Raw genomic sequence first — 25,595 nt, 5'->3', positions numbered from 1 at the left:
ATGTTACTATCTGGTTATCGGCACCCTGTGGATAAGTTTAGAATTCAATTCTTGTGCGTCAATAAGAGAAATTACACCCCGCGAAAAACCGACTATCTCCCGATTGCGTCTGCCCTGAATCCTCGCCGGCAACCGCAAGCGTGAAGTTGCAGCGCGTGTTGCCACGAAACTGCAGGGACATTCCCAGCCCTGCATCCCATAGTGTGATGCTGCCGCCGTTCTCGAATTCCGCCGTGCCTGATTCTACGAAAGCGGACCACTGCACGTTCTGGATCAGACCATACAGGACTGGGCGGCTCAACGGTGGGAAATGCAGCGTCTGGTTGATGAACGCACCACGGTCTCCGGCGCCTTCACTGGATTGATAGGCGCGCAGGATGCCGGGCCCTCCCAGTGCAAAATTATCACTGCCTGCCAGCTGGGTGATGGCATATTGTGCGGAGATCTGAGTCTCGGTACGCCAGTTGCTCCAACGATCACCAAGCACGCCGAGTTGCTGCATGTGGGCAATACTCAGGCTGATATGCGTGCTTTCAGGATCACCATCGGCGCTGTTGTAGAAGCGGCGATAGTTTTCCGCGTTGTTCAGGTCGGTTATACCGGCGAGACTGTTAAACACAGTCGCCGAGATCTGGTTGGAGCTGAATTCTCGCTGCAGGTTCAGCGTCAGCCCAGCGGACAGTTGTGCGCCGTCATACTCGGCGCCACCCACTTCAGTGCCACCAAACAGGCTGGCGCGTTCAAATTGTTTTAAGGAAAAGGCCGCGTTGCCAGACAATTCCCAGCTGTCACCGCGTCGCAAAGGTACACGGTAGTCGGCAGTCATTTGAAGGGATGTGCTGGCTGAATCGATGCCGGGAATGGTGCTGGATGCCGTATCAGAATAGTTGGTATTTAATGTAAATGTATGTCCCCAGCGGTTCGGAACGGTGAACACTGCTGAATAATTACTGAACTCCTCAATACTGTCGCCGAAGGTGGCGTTTAGCGAGAGTTGGTTGTTTTCCCCGAGGATGTTGCCCAGGGTGGCGCTGAGGGAGTATCGGTTAGTGCCGGAGCTTTCCGTGGCATGATTGTTATAGCCGCCCTGAATACTCCAGGGGCGCTGTTCGTCAATCTGCACATTGGCAATACTCTGACCCAGTTCCGTGCCTGGCTCAAACACCACTCGGGCACTGCGGAACGGGCTGCGGTTAAGCTGTTCGACGGCATCGTCCAGCGATTGCTGGTTGAGGATAGGCGCCTCAAGAACGGGCTCGAAGCGCGCCTGAATTTTTTCAGGATCACTCCAGCGAGGGTCGCCGTCGCTATAGTTGCCATCACCACGACCATAGCTGAGCCGCACCTCTGCCAGCCGGAACTCGTTGACCTGCACACGCAGATGATTATTGGCGATCTCCTGCGGAGGAACGATGACAGACAGCAATGGGTAACCGTTGCTACGATAGGCATCAGTAATGTCCTGCTGAATGAAGCGCACATCGCCCAGCGTCAGTGGCAGTCCCTGATGCACGGACAGGGTTTCACGAAGCGCCCCATACAAGGCATCGCGGTTAGTGTCGTCAGCGCGACTCTGACCCAGAATGTCGACAAATTCGCCCTCCTGGCGACTCTGCCCGGTGCCCAGTATCTCTATCGTGACGGCGTCAAAGCTGGGCATGATTTCAATGCCATCATCGGCGCCAGGCGCACTGATCAACGATGGAAAGTCGATCATGCCTTCTGCGGACCCGATCGGGAGTACCGGCGCATCATAACGTTCCACCGTGGATTGTGGACCAATCACCTGAACGCCGGACTCTGACTGCTGGGCCGTGGCCGGCAAAGCTGCCAGCAGGCCCAGGCTTAAGCAGATAGACCATGGTTTAGTGTTGTTCATGATCCTGCCCTCCAGGCGTTTGCGCGTGCGGCGAGTTCTTCCGGCGTGCCGGATACGGCCTGCAGCTGGCGCTGGGCAGCACCGGCCTCCTGTTCCAGGTTGTTCTGGACATACTCACGGATCACCTCGGTGCTGGCCTGGCGGGTGACCTGGTATTCCTGCTCGCGGCGTGACTCTACCTTGGCGTTCAGCACATACTGGCTCACCTGGTCTTTGGCTTTTTCAACGCCGACCGCCAGACGGTATTTGGATTCAGCGACTGCACGGGCCTGCTCGAGGTAGGCCATAATCGCCTGATCTTCAGCCTGTTGCTGCTCCAGTTCAGCCACACGAGCCTGCTGTGCTACAAAAGCCTGGGCCGCGGCGATTTCTGCATCGGACGGACCACCACCGCCAAAGCCGAACAGGTCACCGGCAAAGTCGATGGCGCCGCCGACAATGTCTCCGCCCCAGTCAGCAATGGTGGTCATGGCCTCGCCGACGCCACCGAGCGGACCCGCCAGGACTTCCAGCTGATTGCGTGCTGTGTTCAGCGCGCTGCTGGCCGCACTGACAGCACCGCTGCCGACGATATTGACAGCCTCCAGTGTGGCACCTTCCGGGTTAGAGAACAGATCTTCACCCAGTTCAAGCAATTGGCCGGCCGCAGCTTCCGGATCTTCCAGCGCATTGAGAGCCAACTCTTCCGGGCTACCGCCAAACACGGCGGCGAACTCGGCATCAACCGCGCCGCGCACATCGTTAACCGCTCTCAGCGTACCTGTGCGATCAGCGACCTCGGCCTGCGTGATTGCCGCGTCCTGCATGGCCAGCCCAGTGCGACCGGCATTCGCTGCATCGCCCGTGTTGTTGATGGAAAGTGGATTGTTGCGGCCGCCCGTTGAGGAACTGGCCACCATTGCCAGCAACTGATCGGGTGGCGCGCCATTGCGCATGCCTTCGATAACGTCTCTTGCCAGCGCTGCCTGAGGCATGTTGTTCTGCAGGTAGAGCTCCAGCATTTCCTCGGGCGTGTCGGCAGCACGTGCGGCATCTGCCTGACCATTGATATAACTGATGAGCATTTCTTCGGGTGTCTGACCATAGGTATCGGCAAACGCCTGCTCAGCGGCGGCTTCGATATTGTTGACTTCGGCCAGCGTGCCCGTTGGATCCTGGGCGGCTGCTTCCTGCATGGCGGCGTCCTGAAGGGCGCCATCAAGCCGGACGCGGGCCACTAACATTTGCTCGGCCACATCAATGGCACTGTCCCGATCGGTTGGTACCAGATCTGCTGCTGCATTCAAGGCAGCATTGGGGTCATTCAAGGCCTGAGTGGGTGTGATGCCAAATTCACGTCCGACCGCCGCATCAATGCGTGCCTGGTAACCACTGGCCGCCGAACCCAGCGTGCCGGGGTTGGCGGCTGCCGCCAGGTCGGTGGCACCCTGGCGGGCCAGCATCCCCAGCGCAATACGCTCCACCATGGGCAATGGGTTGCCACTGGCGTCCACGGCTGGAATGGTGCTGAGGTCAACACCTGCAAGTTGTGCAATGCGACTATTCATCCGCTCGCGCGCAGCAGCAACCATTGGCAGATTGTCAGCCTGGGCACCAGTGACGCCCAACAGAGTGCGCGCCGCATTTCGGGGGCCAGCAAAGAATATGTCCTCAATGCTTGTCATTGCGGACTGCTGGGCAGTCATGGCTGACTGGTACTGGGTCTGCAGCTGGTTGAGTTCAGGTACGCTGTTGACCAGGCCGTCTCGCAGTTGCTGCGGGTTGACGCCCAGGCCCTGACCAGAGGTCGCCTGCTGTGCCAGTTGTTCCGCGTAATTGAGTGCTCCGGCACCCAGGGTCTGCGAAATTGTCTGGCCTACCGCATTTTTCGCGGCGGTGGCCTGCTCACGTCCCGCCAGCGTTGCAACAACCGCTGGGTCGGTATCCACCAGGCTGGCGGCAGTGCGCTGCGCCAGGTCTGATGAAACGACCGCTTGCAGATTATTTACCTTGGCCTCGGCTTCCTGGCGGGCCTGGGCAAGGTTGCTGGCCCGCTGTTCGTAAGCTGCCGCACCTTCCGCGCGTGCGGTCTCCATTTCCTCGCTGGCCTCAGCGATTCCTTCTCGCAACGCGCTGGCGCGCTCTGCGGCCAGTTGCACTTCGATTTCGGTGTCACTCATTTCGGCGCTTAGCACCTGGCTTTGCTCTTCCAGCTCAGCGATGCTCTGGCGCGTGCTCTCGATTTCCTGCTGCTGCTCTGCAATCAGCTGTTCTGTTTCTGCGCGTTGCTGCAGCAATTCGTCTTCCTGATCGATCAGTTCCTGTAAACCGGCTTGCATCTCGCGGTACTGCGCAGCCTCCGCGCCGCGACCTGTGGCCAGAGCTTCCTGTTCCAGTTGTGTGTATTCCGCCAGTCGCTCGCGTGCTTCCTGAATTTCGGCCAGATTCGTATCAAGATCAGCCAGCGCAGCGGTGGCTCCGGCGATGGAGGATTCAATCGCGGGAATCAATGCAGACGCCACTTGAAGATCCCGTTGCACCTGATTGAATGTCTGTGTCAGTGACTTCAGGTATCGAGCTTCGCTGCGATAGCCGGTTTCCAGGGCCGCGTACTCCTGCTGACGTTGTTGCAATGTCTGCGCTGCCGCCACATAGGTCTGAGTGAAAGTGTCCTGTTGCTCGGGTGGTGTTGCCAGAATCGAATTGTTGACAGGTGCAGCTGCCACGCGCTGAAATACGCTGGCGGTCGCCGCTTCATATTCGACCACAGTTACCGCGTCCGCCTGTGCGTTGACCATTGCGGTCAGCGTTTCCCGTTGTGCTTCCAGATTCGTGTCGGCCTGGGCACGCAAGACTTCCGGTGGTACGACATCGGTGATCAGCTGTAGCTCACGCTTAATGTTGCCGGTGGTGCTTGGTGCGTCACCCAGTGAATAGTTTCCTGCATCGCTGCCCGTCAGATCAAAGCCTGACAGAATAACGGGTTTGTTGTCGCCAACCTCAGGGTCGGCAAACTCACCACTGATATTGGCACCGACCAGGCCAACATCATCGCCGCTGATCACGCCCTGCAGGTTTCCGCCGCTGACGGTTGCTGAGGTATTGCCGTCAAAGAATTTGTCAGCTACCTGGACGCCGCTTATCTCCAACAGACGCTGGAGAATATTGACAGTAACCCCTTCGGGTTCTGCTAAAGAGTAGTTTGTAAAATCTGCGCCAGTGACTGAGAAGCCCGCCACTGTGACCGGTTTGTTGTCACCCGCATCAGGGTCGGACAGCGTGCCTGTGGCACCGGCAGCTGAAAGTTGCACTGCATCACCGTCAATCATGCCTTCAAGATTGCCACCTGATACCGATACGGTTGTTGTGCCATCATAGACCCTGTCTGCTGCGCTTATTCCTGTGATACTCAAAGGCTTTGGTGTAATTGATGCAGTGAGGCTTCCTGGCAGTTGCAGCAGGTAGTTGCCGGCATCTGTTCCGCTGAGTCCGCCGCCTTCCACGGTCACCAGTTTGCCGTCACCGACATTCTTGTCACGGAAACTGCCGCTAAGAATAGACGCGTCAAAATCCACGGCGTCGCCGGAAACCACATCGGGTAGTGTTGCAGTGCCACTGAAGGAAGCAGCAGTCGTGCCGTCATAGACTTTATCCATGGCGGTAATGCCACTAACTGTCAGTGTCCGCGGTGTGATGGACGCCTGCAACTCTGGAATAGTAAAGATGTAATTATTGCTGCCGCCGCCGGACAGACCCAGGCCGCTTAGCGTGACAGCAATGGAGTCACCAACATTCTTGCTGGCGAACGTCGCAACAGGCTGTCCACTGACAGTAACAGAATCCCCACCCAAGGGACTGACAGACAGGCTGCCGCTAAGAGGCGCCACTGTGGTGCCATCGTAGATTTTGTCGTCGGCGACAACGCCCTGCAGGACGAGTTGGTAGGGTGAAATCGAGGCGTTCAATGGCTCAGGCTGTTTCAGCCGGTAGTTGCTGGCGTCATCTCCATCCAGCTCAAAGCCTGTGACGTTCACTGTGCGTGCGCCGACGTCTTTGGAATCAAACGTGGCGAGCGGCGATCCGCTGATGCTCACAGCATCTCCTGTTTTAAAGGCGGCACTGGGGGTGCCGGACAGATCAGCAATATTGTCGCCATTGTACTCCCGGTCCACCGCCGTCAGGCCGACAACGGTAAGCTCCAGAGGCGTGATATTTGCGCTAAGCGTAGTCGGCAGGTTCAGTGTGTAGTTGCCAGCGTCCTGTCCGCCCAGGGTGACACCGCTGACGGTCAATGCTTTGTTGTCACCTACATGTTTGTCGTTCATGTTGGCGACTGGTGTTCCGAGCAGGGAGAGATCGTCTTTGATGCTTTTTAGGGTGCCAAGTGTGCCAAAATCAAGCGTGCTAACACCGTCCAGATTCACCAGCGTGGTTGCGTCATACACACGGTTTATCGCCGTGAGACCTGTAAGCGATACAGTAGCAGGTGTGATGGAAGCGGTTACGTCGCTGACCGGCGAAATTACGTAGTTGTTGCGATCATTGCCAGCGAGTGCCAGGCCAGAGACAGTGACGACTTTGTCCTCCCCGACATGACGGTCGGCAAAACTGCCCGAACGGGCGCTTTCATCAAGTGTGACCAGGTCGCCATCGATACGGCCGGCAATCACGCCAGTGCCAGTCAAGGTCGCTGATGTGGTCAGATCGTACACTTTGTCGCTGGCGCCAATCCCGGATACTGTCAGCGCCTTCGGTGTGATAGATGCAGTAAGACCGGTCGGAGTAGCGGCTGAATAGTTTTCAGCGTCGGCGCCGCTGAGTGTGACACCCGACATGGCAACTGGCTTGTTGTTTCCTGCATTCTTGTCAGCGAACTGTACATCGACCTCACCGACATTGATTGCCAGGTCGTCCCCAGCTATCGCACCGCCAAACGTCCCAGTACCGGAAATTTCTGCTGTGGTTGTGCCGTCATACACTTTGTCCGCGATAGTCAGACCGTCAACTGTAATGTTGCGTTTACTGATGGTGCCAGTCAGGGCGCCTGGCTGATTCAGTAAATAGTTGCTGGCATCATTGCCCTGCAGGGTGAAACTGCCAGTCAAGCTAAGGTTTTTGTTCGCTCCGGCGTGTTTATCAGCGAAGGCAGCGCTGACTGCTGATCCATCCAGGCTGACGTCGTCTCCAACAAAAGCGCTGTCCAGACCGTTGTGACGTAAGGTGGTAGATGCCTGGCCATCGTATGTCTTATCGCCATTGAGACCAGTGATGTTAAGAGTATGAGGCGTGATGCTGGCATTCAGAGTCAGTGGATTAAGCGCGTAATTTCCTGCACTGCTGCCGGTCAGGGAGAAGCCAGCGATTGTTACGGTCTTGTTCTGGCCAACATTCTTGTCCGAAAAGATGCCAAATCTCTCAGACACCAGCAGGCTGAGGCTGTCACCAGTCAGGATGCCAGTAATGCGACCACCTGTAACGGTAGCACTGGTTGTCCTGTCGTAAATTTTGTCGGCAACATTAACGTCGAGCAGGTCGAGCAGACGCGGAGTGATTGATGCGACCAATCCGGCATCGGTTGCATCATAATTTGCGGCATCTGCGCCACTGAGTGCTACGCCGCCAATGCGTACTTTTTTATCTGTACCGACATTCTTGTCAAGAAAGTTTAGCGTGAAACCACTGCTGTCGATGCTGAGATCATCACCGTCAAGCGCGCCGCTGACTGCCGCATCACCGGTGAAACTGACGTTGATGGTTCCGTCATAGGCGCGATTGCTTATTGTGATGCCACTTACGCTCAGAGGTCTTGCCAGAATGCTGGCACTCAGCCCGCTGGGTTGCAGCAGGTTGTAGTTGCCTGCGTGAGCACCGGTCAGGCTAAAGCCATTAACAGTAACAGCTTTATTGCTACCAACGTGTTTGTCCGCGAATAGGGCCGTGCCGTCACCCTGCAGCGTAACATCGTCCTGACCAAAAGTGCTGATACCGGCATTGCCAACTAGCCTGGCCGCGGCAGTGCCATCATAAATTCGGTCGACAACGCTGAGGCCAGTGACCACCACGTCCCTTGGGGTGATGCTGGCTGTCAGCCCGGTCGGTTGCAGCAAGGTGTAATTGCCCGCATGTGCGCCGTGCAGCGTAAAGCCGCTGGCGGTAACAACTTTGTTGGTGCCGACGTGGCGATCCGAAAACTGGAAAAGAGCTGTGCCGCCCACTTGCACCTGGTCCTCGCCCAGTGCAGTGACGGTGGCAGTGCCCGTCGTTGTGGCTCTGAGTGTCTCATCGTAAACCTTGTCCTGCGCGGTCAGCCCGGTCACCTGCAGTTCGCGGGGACTGATAGAGGCAAACAGGGCATCAGAGAGGTTTAATGTGTAGTTGCCTGCGTCGGCGCCGTCAAGCGTCAGGCCGGTGAGCCGGACCGGTTTGTTGATACCCGCGTTCCTGTCAGAGAAACTGCCGCTGACGGTTCCTGCCAGGCTGACGTCGTCGCCCTGAATCGGCGCAATTGAGGGGGTGCCGCTGAGACTGACCTGGGTGGTGTTGTCGTACACACGGTCGGCGGCGCTGAGGCCCGTAGGATTCAGGGCCAGCGCCGTAATGCTGGCAGTCAGGTTCGGGAGTACCAGAGCATAGTTGGGCGCATCAGCGCCGTTCAGTTGCAGTCCGCTGATGGTGACGGGCTTGTCGTTGCCGACGTGCTTGCTGGCAAAACTGGCAGTCGCTGTAAGTGTGCCACCCAGCGAGATGTCATCCCCGGCCAGCGGCGCAATCGTGGCAGCGCCACTGAGAGTCGCACTTGCAGTCGCGTCGTACACCCGGTCCTGTGCGCTCAGGCCGGTAACCTGTAATTGTTGTTGCACAATGGTCAGCAGGCCGTCGACCAGCGTCACATCGTAGTTGTTGTCTGCGCCGCCACCTGCAACCAGGTCAAAGGGCTGGGGGCGCACATCCGTATCCAGAGCCGCGTCAGTTGTCACTGTCAGCGGCGTGTCAAATACTGACACGGTATCGCCTGCCACCAGGCCTGCGCCGTCATCCTGCAGGTTTTTGAAGGTAAATGTGAACTGAGGATTTGCGGTGCCGTACTCGCGCGTCACATTGTCGACGATAGCGCGAATCGATTTCTTGGTGACCGTCAGATCGCCGGCTTCACCTGCCGTGACGTCAACCCCGAACAGGCTGCCGGTCGTAACATTCTGGCGTAAGGTCGCGATCAGGCCGTCCGTATAGCTGCCAACCTCGGCAAAGCCGCCCGCTGTTTTGCTGACATGATCGGCCGGGGCTGTCTTGACGACAGTCAGTATCCCGGATGCCGTGATACCGAAAGCGTCAGCATCAATGTCGTTGCCATCCAGCGTTGCCGAGTCCAGTTGAAGTGTGGCAACGGCTTCATCACCGAATGTTGCTGTAGAGTCTCCTACGGAGACCCGTATCGACGGACGAATTGTATAGAAGAATCCGCTACCGGTAGGGAGATCGTCAGGAATCGGGTTGGAATAATCGAACGTCTTGTTGTAGTGCACAAAGTCGCGGCCGGTAATATCCAGGTTCTTTCGCAAATTACTGGGCGAGATGGCGCCTGTGTTGTCTGGTGTCTTTGAGAATACGCGGAAGACGCCGGGATTGGTTGCATCAAATCGGAAGATGTTGTTGGTCAGTGCGCGGTTCTCGAAGCGATCCGGCGCGTTGATCAGCAAATTGCCGGAGCCCAGATTGAGCGTGGCAGAATTGTTATTTGAATCGGTGCCGACCAACACGCGCGCTTCGCCGCTGTCACGATAAGTAGCATTGGCATTGGGAGAGCCAGCCAACAGGTGCAGGTCCCCGCTGTCCGTGGTGATCGACGCATTCACCAGAATCGAACGCCCAGCCTCCAGGGTCAGCTTGCCGCCGTTGCCATCAGGGTTGTTCACGGTGATTGCATCAATGACGTTGATGTCGTTGTTGGCCTGCAAGGTGATATCGGTGCCCAGGGACAGCGCACCAGCGAGCGAGCTGGCCTTCAGGCTGAGTGTGTCACCTGGCTGGTTGCCGAAAGCAAATCGGCTTTCGACGTCAAATGGGCCCTGATACAGGAAACCGGCCCGCCAGGGATTCGAGCCAGGCGCGGTTGCGGGCGTGCCGCCAGATACGACCTTGTCACCAGAAATTGCCAGGCTGTACCCGATGCTGGATCTGTCGCTGCCACCGCTGCTGGCAGCAGCCAGTGACGCGATCAGATTATTGCTGCCGTCCTGCCAGCCGCCCTGTTTCTTGAACAGGTAAACTGCGCCTCCGACACTATTGTTGCCCGGAAAGGCGCTGACCCCGATCAGACCGTTGTCTACGGCCACTGCAGCACCAAATCCAGTATGATTTACCTGCAGACGCGCTGCCGGCTGGCTTGACGCGGCCCAGCTGCCTTGTTTTTCGAATACATAGGCGCCCGTTGTACTGGATTGCTGCACATTGCCGAATTGTGTACCAAAACCTACCACTGCGAGATTGCCGTCCAGCGCGACGGAACCACCAAACAGACCAGACGAGAGGTCATTGTTGGCACCGAGACCACGGTTCAGAATGGTCTCTACCGCAGTGGACCAGTCATTGGAGGTGTTTTCGAATATAAATGCACGCTGCGTGATGCTGTTGTCAGTCGAAGCCTGTCCGACCAGCAGTGTATTGCCGTCCAGCGCGACGTCGATGCCAAAACCATCGCTGTTCTGGGAGGTGCTGGGCATCAGGCTGGCAAGAGCGTTATCGAGGGCGCTCTGCCATCCCGTACCACTGTTCTGGAACAGTTTCACCTGCCCCGGCGTGGTTTTGCTCTGATGGGTGAAACCAACAGCAAGGAGGTTATTGTCCAGCGACAGACTGTTGACTGTGTTGCTGCCGAAGAATTTATAGCCGGTCAGATTGGTTGTGCCGTTCTTCCAGCCAGCGCCTTTTTCAAAAATGTAGGCGTCGCCCGGACTGATGACTGCCACTGTCGAGCCATCGATGCCGACGTCCAATCCGAAACCATAAGAGCTACCGCTAATGAAGCGTGGATAACGACGACCCAGCCTGGCGGCCAGGCTGCCATTCTCGAATATGTAGGCGGCGCCTTCATTTGTGGCATTGAAGGCCACCGATGAGTCGCCAACGACCCAGGTATCGCCGTCGATGGCAACGGCGTCACCAAATTCTGTTGTATAGTCAAGCTGGGTAGCGCCCAGCGTTTCGCCATACCCCCAGGTGCCATTGTGGCGAGTAAATATGTTGATTCGGCCGGCTCCGGAGGCCCAGTCTTGTTGTCCGATAATAGCGAGGTCTCCGTCCAGAGCGAACGAATTCGCCCTCTCACCACTGAGTGTGATGTTAAGGCTGTATGCGCAGTCGGACTCCGGGCAGCTATTCCAACCTGCAGACGGCCGTTGATAAATCGCATGTCTTGTACTGCTGCTTGTGGAGCCGTTCTCCACCAGCAGGGTGTCGCCAGAGACCGCAATCCGATTTGCTACCCATAGATTGACGGGTTTGGCTATAGTCCACGCTGCGCTTTGTTGGGCCTGTGTCCCACTATCGCCAAGAGACAAATCAAATTGACGGAATGAGTCCCCGGAATTTACCACCAGGGTTCTGTCATCAACGTCAAACCCGCCGATACTGCCGAAACCCTCGATAGTCAGATTAAGCCGGTTGAAGCCAACGAATACATCCAGCTGATTAGTGGCAAGTGTAGGGTGGTACGATTTAGTGCTGCCTATCGCAACGACATCGCCATCTGCAGCCAGGCTTGTACCGTAGCGCTGATCGGCGACCTTGGTTTCAGCCGTGAGCTCCCCGGCGGATCCACAGAATGTGGGGGAGGAACAGCTGTAGACCAGCACTGTGCCAGCGTCCTCGCCATTGATTGAATTCAGATCTGCCAATGGATTGCTGATATAAAAGTAGGTGTTGCCGGAGCGCTCGGCACCGACCAGTGCAGCGCCCCAATCATCAGTCGAAAAATCATTAGTCTGCTTGGAATAGGGGTTGTACTGCTTGCTAAGCAGGCTTTGGGTGCCGTTTTTCCAGCCATCTCCCCGGTGAAAGAACGAGATCGAGCCCCGATACTGAGAGATGGTACCTTCAATTGTTTGGCGGTCACCGGGCGCAGACGCTGCAATAAAATCCCCGGCTATGGCGATGGTCTTACCGAAATCCACAGTGCTGGACAGTCCACTGGTCAACAAGGCTGAGAACCTGCCGTCCTCAAATACATACACACCGCCGGCTGACCTGCCCTGCGCCGTGCTCTCTCTGGTCGAGACGATAAAAGTATTGCCACTGATATCCACGTCCTGCCCAAAATTCCAGGTCGTGTAAGAGGCAGCACGGGCGCCGGGTTCGTTAAGCACCCGGCGGAACTCCTCCAGTGGTGCGGCAGTTTCGGAAATCGTTATGTTTTTGGGGTCCAGCAGCCAGGCGCCGTTGGTGCCGTATGGCGCGCGTGCGCCGGCATCAACATCGCCGGACACGCCAAGGCCGTCCAGCCCGGATGTTTCAACCATGCCGCCATCGCCGCCCAGCAGGCCGCCGCGGGCGGTGATTTTGCCGGCAAACTGCGTTATGCCATCAGACCAGGCGGCGACAGTACCGCCTTTGCCCAGCTGTCTGGCATCAACGCTGATATGACTGGTCTCGCTGAGGTAGGTGGATTGTGAGTTGCTTGTCTCGAGCAGTGCGTTTCCTTGCCAGATGTCCCGACCCTGCCAGCCGCCACCCAGATAGACCTCACCCCCGAGTGCGCCACCCTCTGCCAGGATGCTGCCGCCAAACATCGACACACTTTGGCCCCAGAGACTGACACGGCCACCCTGCAGGCCTCCAGACACGTTTATCGAGCCGGACAGGAGGGTTTTGCCACTACCACCATCCACGGCAATCTCACCGCCAGATGCTGAGCCTTGGGCGCTGATGCTGCCGGCGGAAGTTAACAGGGCCTGGTCCTCAGCTTCCAGCGTGATAACGCCGCCATCACCGTCCGTACCATCTGCGCGCATTGTGGTATCGCTGATGATGCTGTCCGCGGTCAGGGCAATGCGACCACCGGTGCTGCCACTGACGTCCTGCACACCACCGTAATTCTCAATAGTCTGTGCGGATATCTCGATATCCCCGCCGCTGCCATCGGCTTTGACAGCCGACACGACACCGCTGCTTTGCACCAGGCCGTCTTCCGCCGTCAGAAAGACCTTGCCGCCCTCGCTGCGCACGCCGGTTGCCTGAATAAGGCCGGTGTTATTGCCTGCCAGCGCGTAGATGTTGCCATTGTGGGTGCGCAGCTCGGCGACCATGGCCTGGATGCGGCCTTCGTTACTGACAGAGCTGTCGCGCTCGCCGAGTTTCACGGCAAAGGCACCGCCGGCCCAGCTCGTGTCGGTCAGCACATCTACCCGGGTACCCGCGGCTAAACCGGCATGACCCTGCGGCGCGCTGATCTCGCCGCGGTTTTCCACGGTATAGCCTGCCAGCAGGACATTGCCGCCAGAGGAGGAGATTTTGCCCAGGTTGGTGACCCCGCTTGAGGCCTCGCCAAACAGCGAGAAGCCACCGCCATCCAGGAAATCACTGTCCTGGATATCGAGCGTGGAGCCAATGAAATGCCCGCCGGTCAGCACCTGGCCGCCTTCTCCGATGACGATGCCATTGCTGTTAAGCAGGTAGACGCTGCCGCTGGCCGTGAGTTGTCCGTAAATGTGAGAGACATCTGTGCCAGTGACACGGTTGAGTGTAGCGCCGCTGCCATTGTCGAAGTCAACATGATAGCCAGCGCCGATGCTGAAGGTGTCCCAGTTAACAATACCGTACTGGCTGCCCTGCTGGACCTGCATGTGCTGGCCCTGTACGTCGATGTCTATCCGGCCGTGAGTTACATCTGCGCCCTGTGGCAGATCCTGAGCGCGACTGGAATGCATGGTGAGGCTGGCGGCGCATATGGCGACGGCCAGTTCGAGACGTTTGAATCGGCTGGGAGGCACGTGGCTTACCTGTTTTATTGTGCGTTTCTTGGTTTGTTACCAAGTATTACAGGAAAAGGCTCGAACGATAGCTCGACACGCTGAAACAATAGGGCCAAAATAGGGTTAAACAAACAGCAAGATTTTGTTATTACGAGAAAAATGACACTCCACTCAAGACCAGGCTCAAAATGGTACATCCGCACTCTTTTAGTGCTTACTGCCCTTTTTCTTACAGGAACATTCTCAACCGCCTGGTCCCAATCGGTCAGTATTGGGCCGGAAGTGGAATCGATCACACTGGCTGAGCATGTGTTATTGCTGAAAGATGACTCTGCTTCGCTATCGTTTGAGGAGGTGTCGAGTCCCGCCTCAGCCTCACGTTTCAGTCGTAACTTTCCAGAAGATCTCGATTTCGGGTATACCGATACCGCTTTGTGGTTCAAGCTCGATCTGGACTGGGAGGCTGGATTAGTTGACGAGGCTACACCCTACTTGCTGGAGATCGGCCCTCCCAAGCCCACCGATGATGTGTTCGTCTGGATTCTCGACAGTGATGGTGACGTGCTGGAAAGCATGTACATGCACAACAATCAGACCGAATTCCATCCAAGAGAGGTGCGGACACTGCCCGGGGGCTTCGTGGTGCGTCTGCAGCCGGAGTCCGACGCGACCATCTATATTCGTGCGACCTCGTTCCGCAACTTTCATGTGCCACTGACACTATGGTCCGAGACCGCGTTCAAGCGTAATGAAGCTCAGGGAATACTGATCATGGGCCTGTTCTACGGCACCATTGGTATCATGATTCTATACAACTTATTCCTGTATCTGACCGTGCGCGACAGGAATTACATCTATTATGTGGCTTACGCAGCAGCGGTGTTGCTGGTTTACCTGGGCATAAACGGCCACATGGTGTTTCTGGATTTGAATGACAACTATGTTATGCGTCACCTAAGCGGCGCCTCTGTCGCGCTGCTCAGTCTGACCCGCCTGCAGTTCACGCGATCGTTTCTGGACATAGACTCCTATCACAAAGTGCTCGGCAGGGTTTTTAGCGTACTGATTGCGATTGCAGTGCTATTGCTGCTTCTTGCTGTTGTTCCGGAAGATTTTGGCCTGTTTCAGAGCAGTTCGCTGATTTTCAGCTTTTTTGCCATAGGTGCCATCATTTACGCCATGGTGGATGGTGTAGTGCGAGGACACGCGCTGGCCAAACTTTATTTGCTGGTCACCTTGATAGGTGAAATTGGTGTTATTGTTGGTTTCGGCACCTTAGTGCTGGGTGTCTTTCCGCACAATTGGTTTACCGATAACGCCCTGTTCCTGGGGTTGATGGCGGAAACGGTACTGTTTTCGTTTGCCCTGGCCTGGCGATTCAGGCTGCTGGAGCGCGAAAAACAGCTGGTGCTACAGGAAAAAGCACGCCTTGAGTCCGAGATACAGCAGTTCCAATTGGCTGAGCAGCAACTAAAACAGTCGCAAAACCGACTGCACCAGATACTCGAGCACAGTGATCTCAGCCTGGTGGCGCTCAATGAAGCGGGCTACATCACTTTTGCGTCCCATGGGTTCTGCAGTCTGCTGGGGTTGAACAAGGCAGATTTACAGGAAACAGAATTCGCCAGGTTGCTGGCAGATTCCTCAAATCCGGAGCAATTTGTGTTAGGCAACCTGTCAGGCCAGGATGATGACAGCGAACTTGCGATGACAATCGAAAATCTGGCACTTCAAGGTCGGGATGCCGAGATTGTTGTCCGAGGCCAGCTAGCCCAGATTGGCGTAGAGGATGCATTTTACTTACTGGTTCTCAATGACCCTCGCCATGAAGAAGGATCCGGTGATCCGCTTCTGGCCTTCCGCATGATGGCTCAGGCCAGAGACAGACTGGGTTCTGTCTCCAAACAGCTGCAGTCACTGGAACCGTTGCTGATCGACGCAGCGCCACAGGTTCGCCGGGAATTGCAGCAAGTTTTTGAGAGCTTAAACTCACTGACCGGCAATGGCTCAGATTCGCCGACCAGCCACTCCCTGAAGTCGCGACTGATTGAAACCATGCGCCTGGCGGTGGAGTGTTGGGAGATGTACACCTCTAAAACCAAAGTGGAGCTGGCGCAGGAGAGCAAGCTGTGGGCTATTGTCATCGACAATGGACGCCTGCGGACTCGTACGCTGGATCGTTATCTTGGCGAAGAATCGTTTCCCAAACGACCAAGGTGGCGTCAGGTCGCCCGCACTGGATACTTTGTGCTGGCTGCCATCAAGGACAAGCAGAACCTGCCTGCAGAAACCCGCGAGGCCCTGAAATATTCGCTGTTGGAGCTGCAGGCACTAACCAGCGGTGAGCGCAGCTGAACGCTTGTGCAGCCATGAAGCCTACTCAGCGCATCAGGGTATTTGACAGTCATCTGCACATTATCGATCCCCGTTTTCCACTGGTGGCCAATAATGGTTATTTGCCAGATGCCTTCACCGCTGAAGCCTATCTGGAGAGGGTTTCACGATTTGATGTGTGTGGCGGTGCCATTGTTTCAGGCTCTTTTCAGGGTTTTGATCAGACCTATCTGCTTGCTGCACTTGATGTTCTTGGCGCTGGTTTCGTAGGTGTGACACAGCTGCCCTCTGATGCACCCGATTATCAAATCATCGAATTGAACAAAGCCGGTGTCCGCGCACTTCGCTTTAATCTGTATCGCGGCGGTTCTGAAGATCTTCGCCACCTGTCTTCAATGGCCAGCAGAGTTCATGAACTGGTGGGCTGGCATGTGGAGCTGTATGTCGACGCCAGCAATCTCGGACAATTGGCAGCGACGATACATCGATTGCCAGCTGTCTGTATTGACCATCTGGGCTTGAAGAAGGCTGGTTTGCCAACACTCGTGAAGCTTGTTGAGGCCGGCGTCAGGGTCAAGGCGACAGGATTTGGCAGAGTCGATTTTGCTGCGGCCGACGCTATCAGTCTGCTGCACGATGCAAACCCGAAGGCTTTGATGTTTGGCACAGATCTGCCAGGCACCCGCGCGCCGATTCCCTTCCAAGATCATGATATTGAGATTATCCTAGAAACGCTGGGAGAAACAGCCGCTCAGGCGGTGCTCACTGACAACGCGATTGCATTCTACAAACCGCAAAATCAGCCATTAAGCGGTTGACGGGCGAAAGGCCAGTCCTGGCCGCTGAGGAGTGACTATGTTTAAGGTAGAGCGAGTTGGGCCCAAGCGCCTCAATATGGAATTCAGTGGCAAACTGGATTCCACCGAAATGGAAATGGCACTGGACGAGATCATCACGCATTCTGAAGGCATCGAAGACGGCGAGATGCTGTTTGAGATACCCGAGTTCAGATTTCCTACGCCCAGTGCCATGGCTGTGGAATTTTCCCGACTGCCAGCCATGTTTCGTGTCATCAGACGTTTTAGCAAGGCGGCGGTACTCGCAGACGAGACTTGGGTTCAGCGCCTCAGCGAGCTGGAAGGCATGCTGATACCGTGGATGCGCATCAAGGCCTTTAAACTGAGTGAGAAGCCGGTGGCAGAAGCCTGGCTTTCCGCTGACTGAACTGAATCGCGCAACAGAGTGGGAGTTAAATCGTGAGAGGGCTCTTCAGACTCAGGGATGCAGAGAAAGGCCACCCTGAGGTCAAACTTTGGTTTGAGGCACATGACAGCGAACTGGGTGGCATTGCTCTCAAATGGTTCGACGCATTGCGCATGTGTGGCGATGATGTCACCGAGGTGCTGCATGACAATCAGCCAACAGCCTGCGTCAACAAGACTGCATTCGCTTACGTTGATGTGTTTAAAGCGCATGTCAATCTGGGCTTTTTTCATGGTGTTGAACTGCCGGACCCGGACGGACTTCTGGTTGGCACGGGCAAGTTCATGCGTCATGTAAAGCTTTCACCAAAATTCAGCGTTGATGAGGACGCGCTGCTTAAGCTGGTGCAGGCGTCTTGCGAGGATATCCGACAGCGTCTTGAGGCGGAGCACGCCTCTTGAATTGGCACGAAGCCAACAAAGTTGTGCTGCTAAGGTTTTGAAATAAAAGAAGTGTCGCGTTAATTTCGTCATGATGTCGTGTTTGTGTCGTTTTAATTGAGAAGAAATTTGCCCAGTCTTGCATTGCCTCAAGCAGTGATACGGACTCAGCAGGGCTCCGATGGGCCTAATAAGGACTGTGTAATGATTATCAGGAAATTACGTCTGAAAAATGGATGGTCGCAAAGCCAGCTGGCTGAAATGGCGGGTGTTACGACGCGAACAATTCAGCGTATAGAGCAGGGCCACAAGCCGAGTATGGAGACATGCAAGGCACTTGCTTCCGTGTTTGAGGTGGATCTATCTCATTTACAAGCGGAGGATGAACCCATGCAAGACGATTCGCAATTGAAAGCAGACGAACAACAGGCATTGCTTTACGCCAAAAGGATGAAAGAATTCTACGAATTTCTGGTGACCTATGTAGTACTGGCGGCTGTATTTCTGGTTGCCTTCCACGGTGAGCCGGTGGTTTATATTATTTTTGCCGGCCTCGGCGCCGGGCTTGTCGTGCAGGGCCTGATTGCTTTTGAAGTGATCAGCTTTATGAGCCCCGGCTGGGAGCGTCGGCTGGCCGAGCGCAAGCTGGGTCGCAAATTGTAGTTCTCACTGGATTATGACCATTTGATAGACAGGCTGGCTTCACTTAACTCGAATGAGCGAACTCGTTGAGATCATACTGCTGTGCTTTATGGCTGGAATCGCGATGCCCTTAGGTGCAACGATTGCGTCTGTTGAGAGAATTCGACCACAGTGGTTAGAGACGGAAGTCCGTCACAGCGTGATTGCCTTCGGTGGAGGCGCACTGTTGGCCGCAGTAGCTTTGGTGCTTGTTCCAGAGGGAATCGAAAACCTGTCTCTGTTGCTGATTGTTGTGTGTTTCGCGGCAGGTGGGATTACATTCATGGTGATTGATATCCTGCTTGCGAAATACAACACGCCCTTCAATCAGCTGATAGCCATGCTGTCTGACTTTATTCCGGAAGCCATGGCGCTGGGCGCCACTTTCACGGTTTCCAGTGATGCTGGATTTCTGTTGGCAGGGATTATTGCGCTGCAGAATCTGCCCGAGGGATTCAACGCTTTTAGAGAAGTCAGGTCATCAACTGAATATCGGAGCTTGCGCATCGTACTTATCTTTACAGGACTCGCTTTATTGGGGCCTGCCGCCGGCGCTATTGGACATATTTTTCTTGCCGAATACACGGTGGTGATTTCCTGCATCATGCTTTTCGCAGCGGGAGGCATCCTGTACATTGTGTTTCAGGATATCGCGCCACAGGCACAACTGAAGCGGCATTGGGCGCCTCCATTGGGCGCTGTCGCGGGCTTTATGCTGGGCTTGCTGGGACACGTGGCGGTTGTTTCCTGAAGCGAAATTGTATGGTCAACTGTCCGTGTGTGGAAGCTGTGATCGATGTCTGGCCAGTCAGGCTATGTAGCAATAGGGATTTATCATGTCAGACGCAGACATTGCGCAATATCTGCAGGCGACCACAGATCGCCCGACACGGGACGACCTGAAGTTCGCTGTCAGCAGAGTCGACGGCGCCAGAACCGCCATTGATTGCGGTTGTGGCGCTGGCGCAGACATCAGTTATTTATTGGATAGCGGTTTTCGCGTATATGCATTTGATATGGATGATCAGGCGCTGTCAGTCTGCCAGGGTCGATTCCAGGGATCAAAAGACGTGGTCCTGTCCAAGGCATCGTTTGAGACGTTTGACTATCCGGCAGCGTCATTGGTAGTGGCAGACGCCAGTCTGTTTTTTTGCCCACCAGATCACTTCAACACTGTCTGGGATAATATCTACGAATGCCTGCTGCCAGGTGGAATATTCTGCGGATCTTTGCTGGGGCGAGAAGATACCATGGCGCAACCGGGAGACAACCCCAGCGTGTTCTGGTCGCATGTCTCAGCATTCGATCAATCAGACGTCGAAGCTATACTCAGGCCGTATGAAGTGCTGCGGTTTAAGGTGCATCGTTCAAGCGGCAAGACGGCAGGAGGTGTTCCTCACAGCTGGCACATTTTTCAGATAGTGGCTCGCAAGCCCGCCAGCTGAATATCAGGGCGATACATCCACCATGGGCACTACCTACTGTTTATCCTCCATCAGATTGCTCGCGCACGCTGAGTTGAATGTGGCGATAGCCATTCATGCAGTTATGCAGGCTGCCTACCAGCAGGAAGCAGACTTGCTGGGTGTGACTGACTTTCCGCCGCTAAAACGAACAGCCGCCAATATTGCTGGCGACACGGGGCGCTACTACGGAGCCTTTGCCGATGATCATCTGGCGGGTGTATTGCATTACAAGCACGGCAATATTGATTCTCTGGTAGTGCACCCCAGGTTTCAGAGACTGGGGCACGCTACTCGTCTGCTTGGTCAACTGCTGGCAGAGACATCTGGCCACAGCGTGAAGGTGTCAACAGCAAAATTGAATGTGCCCGCTACAACGCTCTATACAAAATTTGGTTTTAGTCTGGTATCCGCAGAACGTAAATCAGGGATCGATCTGGTTAACTATGAATTAAATTCGGTGTAAGCTCAGTGCTGAGTCTGTTGCCGGGGCCGCCGCCATGTCAGGGAAATACCCCAATCGAATAAAACAGCTGCCGTTGTACGACGGGAGATTTGACGCTTACAAACTCAAAGCAGACGGTGCCGAGGTGCTGTTTGCATCCTATCCGGCTGGTACCACGATTCCGCCACATACCCACGACACGGATAATTATGGTGTCATCACGAGGGGCGAGTTGATCCTGATCATGAATGGGACAACTGAACGGTTTGGCCCCGGCGATTGGTATCACGTGCCTGCTCATGCGGAACATGCAGCAACATTTGATGTGGAAACCGATGAAGTGGAATTCTGGTTTCAGCCAGCGGGTTGATAAAACCGGCAGAATGAGAATACGCATAGGGAAGTTATAAGAGCGTGACTAAAAGTAATGATGAGGAAGTTGTTGTCTCCCGCGATGCCGATACCCCATCGGTAGTCGATGACCCGGGGCTGAGTGGAACGGAGCGGCGCCTGGTTCGCCTGTCATTCTGGCAGACGGTGTTATCTGTGGTGGGTGTTTTTATCGCAGTCCTGGCGCTTTATGCGGCATTGACGGAGTCTCAGGCAGTACGTCAGCAGACGGCGGCAGCGGTCTGGCCCTTCGTCCAGCTGTCAGTTGAAGATTTTGATACCGGCGATAGAGCTGGCTTCATGTTGTCGGTGACCAATTCCGGAGTTGGACCGGCACTGGTACGTTCAGTGCGTGTGGTTCTGGATGGACAGGCCATGCGTGACTGGGAGCAGGTAGTGACGCAATTGGGTGGTGAATTGAATGAGCAGGTTGGCAGAAGCACCCTGAGTGATCGCGTGCTTAGCCCAGGCGTACGACGAGACTTGATCACGGTGACAGAGCAGAGCCTCGCGCGACAGTTTCAGGCCATGATTGCGAACCCGGAGAATTCAATTTCCTACTGCTATTGTTCCATTTTTGACGAATGCTGGGTCGCAGACAGTCGCCGCCAGGCCCTCGAGCCGATGACTGTACAGTCGTGCCCGGACTATGGCGACGAGGCGTTCCAGAACTAGAGCGTTTAAGGCGTTAACCAGCCACACAAAATCAGGTTGGACGGACTGTTAAAAAGGATAGGATATGAATAAGCGCTGGCTGATCGTGGCGGTGGTTGCAAGTTACCTTATCATGCTCTTCGGTGGTGCCCTCCTTAAACCGGGATACTCCCACCTTGGACAATACATAAGCGAGCTCAACGCGGCCGGCACGCCCTATGCGTCGTTGATTGGCTGGTTTGGTTTTGTGCCTTTTGCAGTCCTGTCGGCGGCACTGCTGGTTACCGCCGCTCCGGTGGTCCCTGTGAAGGGCGTCAGCCGCCTGGGGTACTGGCTGCTGTTATCAGAGCCGATTGCCTACCTTGGATCGGCGCTTGCGCCCTGCGACATCGGTTGCCCGGCTGAAGGCAGTGCCAGTCAGATGATTCATAACGCGCTTGCCATAGTGACATACCTGACCACCACCGTGGCCTTGGTGCTTTTGGCCTTTACCCCACGTATTTCAAAATTCATGCGTGTTGTCTGGGTGGCCGCCGCCATGGTCTGGTTGACACTGTTTGGCATGATGGCTGACCCTGGACTCTATGAGTGGCGTGGTCTGCTGCAGCGTCTGGCAGAATGGATAGTCTTTGGCTTGCTGCTGGCATCTGCCTGGTGGTGTATAACAAGACAGCAAGATTCGGGTCGGTCTGGCGAGGCAAAGAATTTAAGATGATGCTGTAGAGTATACAGAGGCAGCATCATGTCCGATTATGACCGAATAGCACGTGCCATGACCTATATTGTAGAGCATGCGACAGACCAGCCAAGCCTGGAAACTGTGGCAGCCCACGTGAACCTGAGTCCCTATCATTTTCAGCGTCAGTTCAGTCGACTGGCAGGCATTTCGCCAAAACGTTTTTTGCAGACAGTGACACTGGAGCGTGGCAAGTACTTGCTCAGACAGCGTCGCTCCCTGCTGGATGTGTCTCTTGATCTTGGACTGAGCGGCAGTTCCCGCCTGCACGATCATTTTGTGCAACTGGAAGCGGTGACGCCGGGAGAGTTCCGAAGCGGCGGAGAGCAGCTGTGTATCCGTTATGGTGTGCACGATAGTCCACTTGGACAGCTGTTTGTTGCGGTTACCCCGCGTGGTGTGTGCCGACTGGCGTTTGTCGATCATGAGCCAGAGTCGGAGCTGTTGTCGCGTCTGCAAAAGGATTGGCCAATGAGTGCCATCATTGCGGATGTGGCCGCCACACGGCCGGTGATTGAAGGCTTTTTTAAGCACGCATCGGCGCACAACAACAACCCGCTTTCCCTGCACGTGAGTGGGACCAACTTTCAGCTCGCAGTCTGGCGCGCTTTGCTGAACATACCGCATGGAGAACTGGCCAGCTACCGACAGGTCGCCGCAGCGATAGGAGCACCAAGGTCAGCCAGAGCTGTTGGCAGCGCAATCGGTGCCAATCCGGTTGCGCTTTTGATTCCCTGCCACAGAGTCATACAACAGAGTGGTGCGCTTGGCGGGTATCGCTGGGGCGAGAATCGCAAGGCCGTGGTGCAGGCATGGGAAATCGTGCAGAATCTGGAGCAGGCTGTTACTGTCACGACTTGATAAACATGTGGAGAACAAGCGGGCATGACCGAGTTTATACGGACACCTGATGCCAACTTTGCTGACTTGAATGATTTTACGTTCGAGCCGCACTACCACCAGTGGCAGGATCTGCGTCAACACTATATTGACGAAGGACCGCGCGATGGTCCTGTCATGCTGTTGATGCATGGTATGCCGACCTGGTCCTATCTGTACCGCGACATGATTCCATTGCTGGTGGCTGCTGGGTACCGCTGCATAGCACCTGACCATCTGGGATTCGGGCGATCCGACAAACCCGTCGACCCTCACTGGTATACCATTGCCAGGCATACCGAAGTCCTCACCAGTTTGATTGCCGAGCTTGATCTGCAGCGCATCACCCTGGTGTGTCAGGATTGGGGTGGCCCCACTGGTCTGGCGCAGGCGGCAATGATGCCCGAGCGCTTCGACAGGTTGTTGATCATGAATACCTGGTTGCACCACCCAGGGTTTCACTATTCGGACGGTATCCGAAAGTGGTTCAATCACTGGCGCTCAGGTGGACTATTCGATCGACCCTGTCCCGACGTCGCGCTGTTGCTGTTGCTAAGCAGTGGGCTGGCGCCACGTGACATTGTTATACCTGCGCTGGTCAATCGCAAAACACCGCCGCTTGAAGACGGCGCCCAGAGCATGTATCGAGGATTCTCAGCGCCCTATCGGGGATTGCCCGATGAGGCTTTTAACGGCTACCGTCGGTTCCCGCTTTCTATTCCGGCACTGGACTACCATAGTGGCAATGCCGCTGCGCAAGCCCTGCATTATCGGTTGCTGTTGAACTGGCAGAAACCGGTGTATTTCATCTGGGGCTGCGAGGATGACGTATTCACAGAAACATGGGGACGCGAGTGGGCAAGCCAGTTGGGCGCAAGTTTTGATCCTTTGCAGGATGCCGGCCATTTTCCCCAGAATACTCATGGTGAGAAAATCTGCCAGACACTGCTGGAGCGAATCGCCTCCGAACCCCGGCGATAAGCGGGTGCCTGGCAAGTTCACCGAAAAACAGGAGACGTTCATGTCCCAGATTCAAAAATATCCGATCGGATGGCGCGTGCTGCACTGGTTTATGGCAGTCATGGTGCTGACTCTGCTGCCAGTCGGTTTGTGGATGGCCTCCCGGGCGGAAGCCAATATCTGGGGCTCACTGACCAACACTCTGTACAGCTCACACAAGGCTCTGGGTTTTACCGTCCTGTTATTGATGCTGGTTCGTATTGGCCTGAAAATTCGTGTTGGTGCCCCGCCGTACCCATCGACCTTGCCGCGGTCTTTACAGATAGCAGCCAAAAGCCTGCATCACTGCATTTATGTGTTGCTGATCATCACCCCAATGCTGGGATGGGCTGGTGTTACTGCCTACCCGGCGCTGATCATTGTGGGTGATTTCTATCTGCCCGCCATGCCGGGAGTGCCCGAGGACACAGAGCTGGCAGAACGGCTTTTTGCGATTCACGGTGTTTTCGCGTTGATGTTGGCCGTGTTGCTGGCAGGACACATCGCGGCGGCCATGCGACATATGCTACGTGGCGATGGCATATTCAGGCGAATGCTTTGAAACGCGAAACGTTTGAGAAGTACCAGGTCTATTTATACCTGTCCGCCATCAGTGCCGGGCTGCTGGCAGGGCTGAATTATCCCGTGCTGGAATCAATGCTGCCGGCATTGTTGTGGCCCCTGTTGGCAGTGATGATTTATACAACCTTCACACAGGTCCCGCTCACCAAGCTACACCAGGCTTTCTCGGATAGCCGGTTTCTGACAGCTGCGGTTATTGGCAACTTTATCCTGCTGCCCATGGTGGTATGGCTGCTTCTGCGCCTGGCACCAGAGCAACCGGCGGTACAGCTGGGCATTGCACTGGTGCTGCTGGTGCCGTGCACGGACTGGTTCGTGACATTTACGCACCTGGGTAGAGGAGACACGCGTCACGCTATCGCTTTTACACCGGTGAGCCTGCTGCTGCAATTGTTGCTGCTGCCGGTGTACCTGTGGTTATTTCTGGACAATGAAATTGCTGGTAATGTCCTGCGTCAGGAGCTGGTGATAGCGTTTCTTGGGCTGATTGTTTTGCCACTGTTTTTTGCCATGCTTACCGAGCACTGGTGCAGCCGGCGCGACGATCGCGCTGTGCTTCTTGGTCGCCTGGCATGGTTGCCGGTACCCCTTCTGGCACTGGTTGTTTTCTGTATCGCCGCAGCACAGGTGCGAACAGTCATTGCGGCCTGGCCGATTCTGGCGCAGCTGGCGCTGGTTTTTGTGCTGTTTCTGTTGGCGGCCGCGCTGCTCTCCAGGCTGATCAGCCACTGGTTCAGGCTGCCTTCAGGGCAGGGCCGGGTGCTTGCCTTCAGTCTGGGCAGTCGTAATTCCTTTGTTGTGCTGCCGCTGGCGTTAGCGCTGCCAGCGTCGTATGAGCTGACAGCTGTGGTGGTTGTTTTTCAGTCCCTGATAGAGCTGGTTGGCCTGGCTTTTTTTGTCTGGTGGGTGCCGCATAAGCTGTACCCGGTAACTGGCAGCGGCGCCTGTCCGCTGGACTCTTGACC

The 25,595-nt window shown here is 55.7% G+C and carries 17 protein-coding genes; 15 read left to right on the top strand and 2 right to left on the bottom strand.

Annotated elements, in window-relative coordinates; genetic code table 11:
* Positions 1–58: 58 nt before the first annotated feature.
* Together LVD14_RS01805 and LVD14_RS01800 are read right to left on the bottom strand one after the other, a co-directional pair.
* A complete protein-coding gene (locus tag LVD14_RS01805) occupies positions 59–1,879 on the bottom strand; it encodes a ShlB/FhaC/HecB family hemolysin secretion/activation protein (protein WP_237132313.1) in 1,821 nt (606 codons plus the stop codon).
* Entirely contained in the window at positions 1,876–13,842 is an 11,967-nt protein-coding gene (locus tag LVD14_RS01800) for a YDG domain-containing protein (protein WP_237132312.1), read from the bottom strand. The genes LVD14_RS01805 and LVD14_RS01800 overlap by 4 nt, the downstream gene beginning before the upstream one ends.
* Positions 13,843–14,106: 264 nt before the next feature.
* On the opposite strand from LVD14_RS01800, the gene LVD14_RS01795 reads away from it, so the two are divergent.
* The 15 genes from LVD14_RS01795 (at position 14,107) to LVD14_RS01725 (ending at position 25,593) form a co-directional block, all read left to right on the top strand.
* Positions 14,107–16,179, top strand: a complete 2,073-nt coding sequence (locus LVD14_RS01795; RefSeq protein ID WP_237132311.1) for a 7TM diverse intracellular signaling domain-containing protein — start codon at positions 14,107–14,109, stop codon at positions 16,177–16,179.
* A 14-nt stretch (positions 16,180–16,193) separates the two neighbouring features.
* Positions 16,194–16,976, top strand: coding sequence for an amidohydrolase family protein (locus LVD14_RS01790; protein WP_237132310.1), 783 nt, complete (start codon positions 16,194–16,196; stop codon positions 16,974–16,976).
* A 37-nt stretch (positions 16,977–17,013) separates the two neighbouring features.
* A complete protein-coding gene (locus LVD14_RS01785; RefSeq protein WP_237132309.1) occupies positions 17,014–17,382 on the top strand; it encodes an STAS/SEC14 domain-containing protein in 369 nt (122 codons plus the stop codon).
* 32 nt (positions 17,383–17,414) lie between these two features.
* Complete coding sequence (locus LVD14_RS01780) at positions 17,415–17,822, top strand: DUF1801 domain-containing protein (RefSeq protein ID WP_237132308.1); 408 nt, start codon at positions 17,415–17,417, stop codon at positions 17,820–17,822.
* Between the two features lie 183 nt (positions 17,823–18,005).
* On the top strand, positions 18,006–18,464 hold the full coding sequence (locus tag LVD14_RS01775) for a helix-turn-helix domain-containing protein (protein WP_237132307.1): 459 nt from the start codon (positions 18,006–18,008) through the stop codon (positions 18,462–18,464).
* 103 nt (positions 18,465–18,567) lie between these two features.
* A complete protein-coding gene (locus LVD14_RS01770; protein WP_317622671.1) occupies positions 18,568–19,233 on the top strand; it encodes a divalent cation transporter in 666 nt (221 codons plus the stop codon).
* An 85-nt stretch (positions 19,234–19,318) separates the two neighbouring features.
* The gene (locus LVD14_RS01765) at positions 19,319–19,927 is read left to right on the top strand and encodes a class I SAM-dependent methyltransferase (RefSeq protein ID WP_237132305.1); all 609 of its coding nucleotides are present in this window, start codon (positions 19,319–19,321) and stop codon (positions 19,925–19,927) included.
* Positions 19,928–19,949: 22 nt separating this feature from the next.
* The gene (locus LVD14_RS01760; protein ID WP_237132304.1) at positions 19,950–20,411 is read left to right on the top strand and encodes a GNAT family N-acetyltransferase; all 462 of its coding nucleotides are present in this window, start codon (positions 19,950–19,952) and stop codon (positions 20,409–20,411) included.
* Positions 20,412–20,445: 34 nt separating this feature from the next.
* Entirely contained in the window at positions 20,446–20,760 is a 315-nt protein-coding gene (locus tag LVD14_RS01755) for a cupin domain-containing protein (protein WP_237132303.1), read from the top strand.
* 44 nt (positions 20,761–20,804) lie between these two features.
* Positions 20,805–21,455: a hypothetical protein gene (locus LVD14_RS01750; protein WP_237132302.1), complete on the top strand. Its 651-nt coding sequence runs from the start codon at positions 20,805–20,807 to the stop codon at positions 21,453–21,455.
* Positions 21,456–21,519: 64 nt separating this feature from the next.
* Complete coding sequence (locus tag LVD14_RS01745) at positions 21,520–22,149, top strand: DUF998 domain-containing protein (protein ID WP_237132301.1); 630 nt, start codon at positions 21,520–21,522, stop codon at positions 22,147–22,149.
* A gap of 27 nt (positions 22,150–22,176) precedes the next feature.
* Positions 22,177–23,031, top strand: a complete 855-nt coding sequence (locus LVD14_RS01740) for a bifunctional transcriptional activator/DNA repair enzyme AdaA (RefSeq protein WP_237132300.1) — start codon at positions 22,177–22,179, stop codon at positions 23,029–23,031.
* 24 nt (positions 23,032–23,055) lie between these two features.
* A complete protein-coding gene (locus LVD14_RS01735) occupies positions 23,056–24,030 on the top strand; it encodes an alpha/beta fold hydrolase (protein ID WP_237132299.1) in 975 nt (324 codons plus the stop codon).
* A 40-nt stretch (positions 24,031–24,070) separates the two neighbouring features.
* Positions 24,071–24,610: a cytochrome b gene (locus LVD14_RS01730; protein ID WP_237132298.1), complete on the top strand. Its 540-nt coding sequence runs from the start codon at positions 24,071–24,073 to the stop codon at positions 24,608–24,610.
* A complete protein-coding gene (locus LVD14_RS01725) occupies positions 24,607–25,593 on the top strand; it encodes an arsenic resistance protein (protein ID WP_237132297.1) in 987 nt (328 codons plus the stop codon). Before LVD14_RS01730 ends, LVD14_RS01725 begins: the two co-directional genes overlap by 4 nt.
* Positions 25,594–25,595: the final 2 nt, after the last annotated feature.

The organism is Pseudohongiella sp. O18, assembly GCF_021729085.1.
Taxonomy (GTDB): Bacteria; Pseudomonadota; Gammaproteobacteria; order Pseudomonadales; family Pseudohongiellaceae; genus Pseudohongiella.
This window is presented reverse-complemented; position numbering and strand designations above follow the sequence as displayed.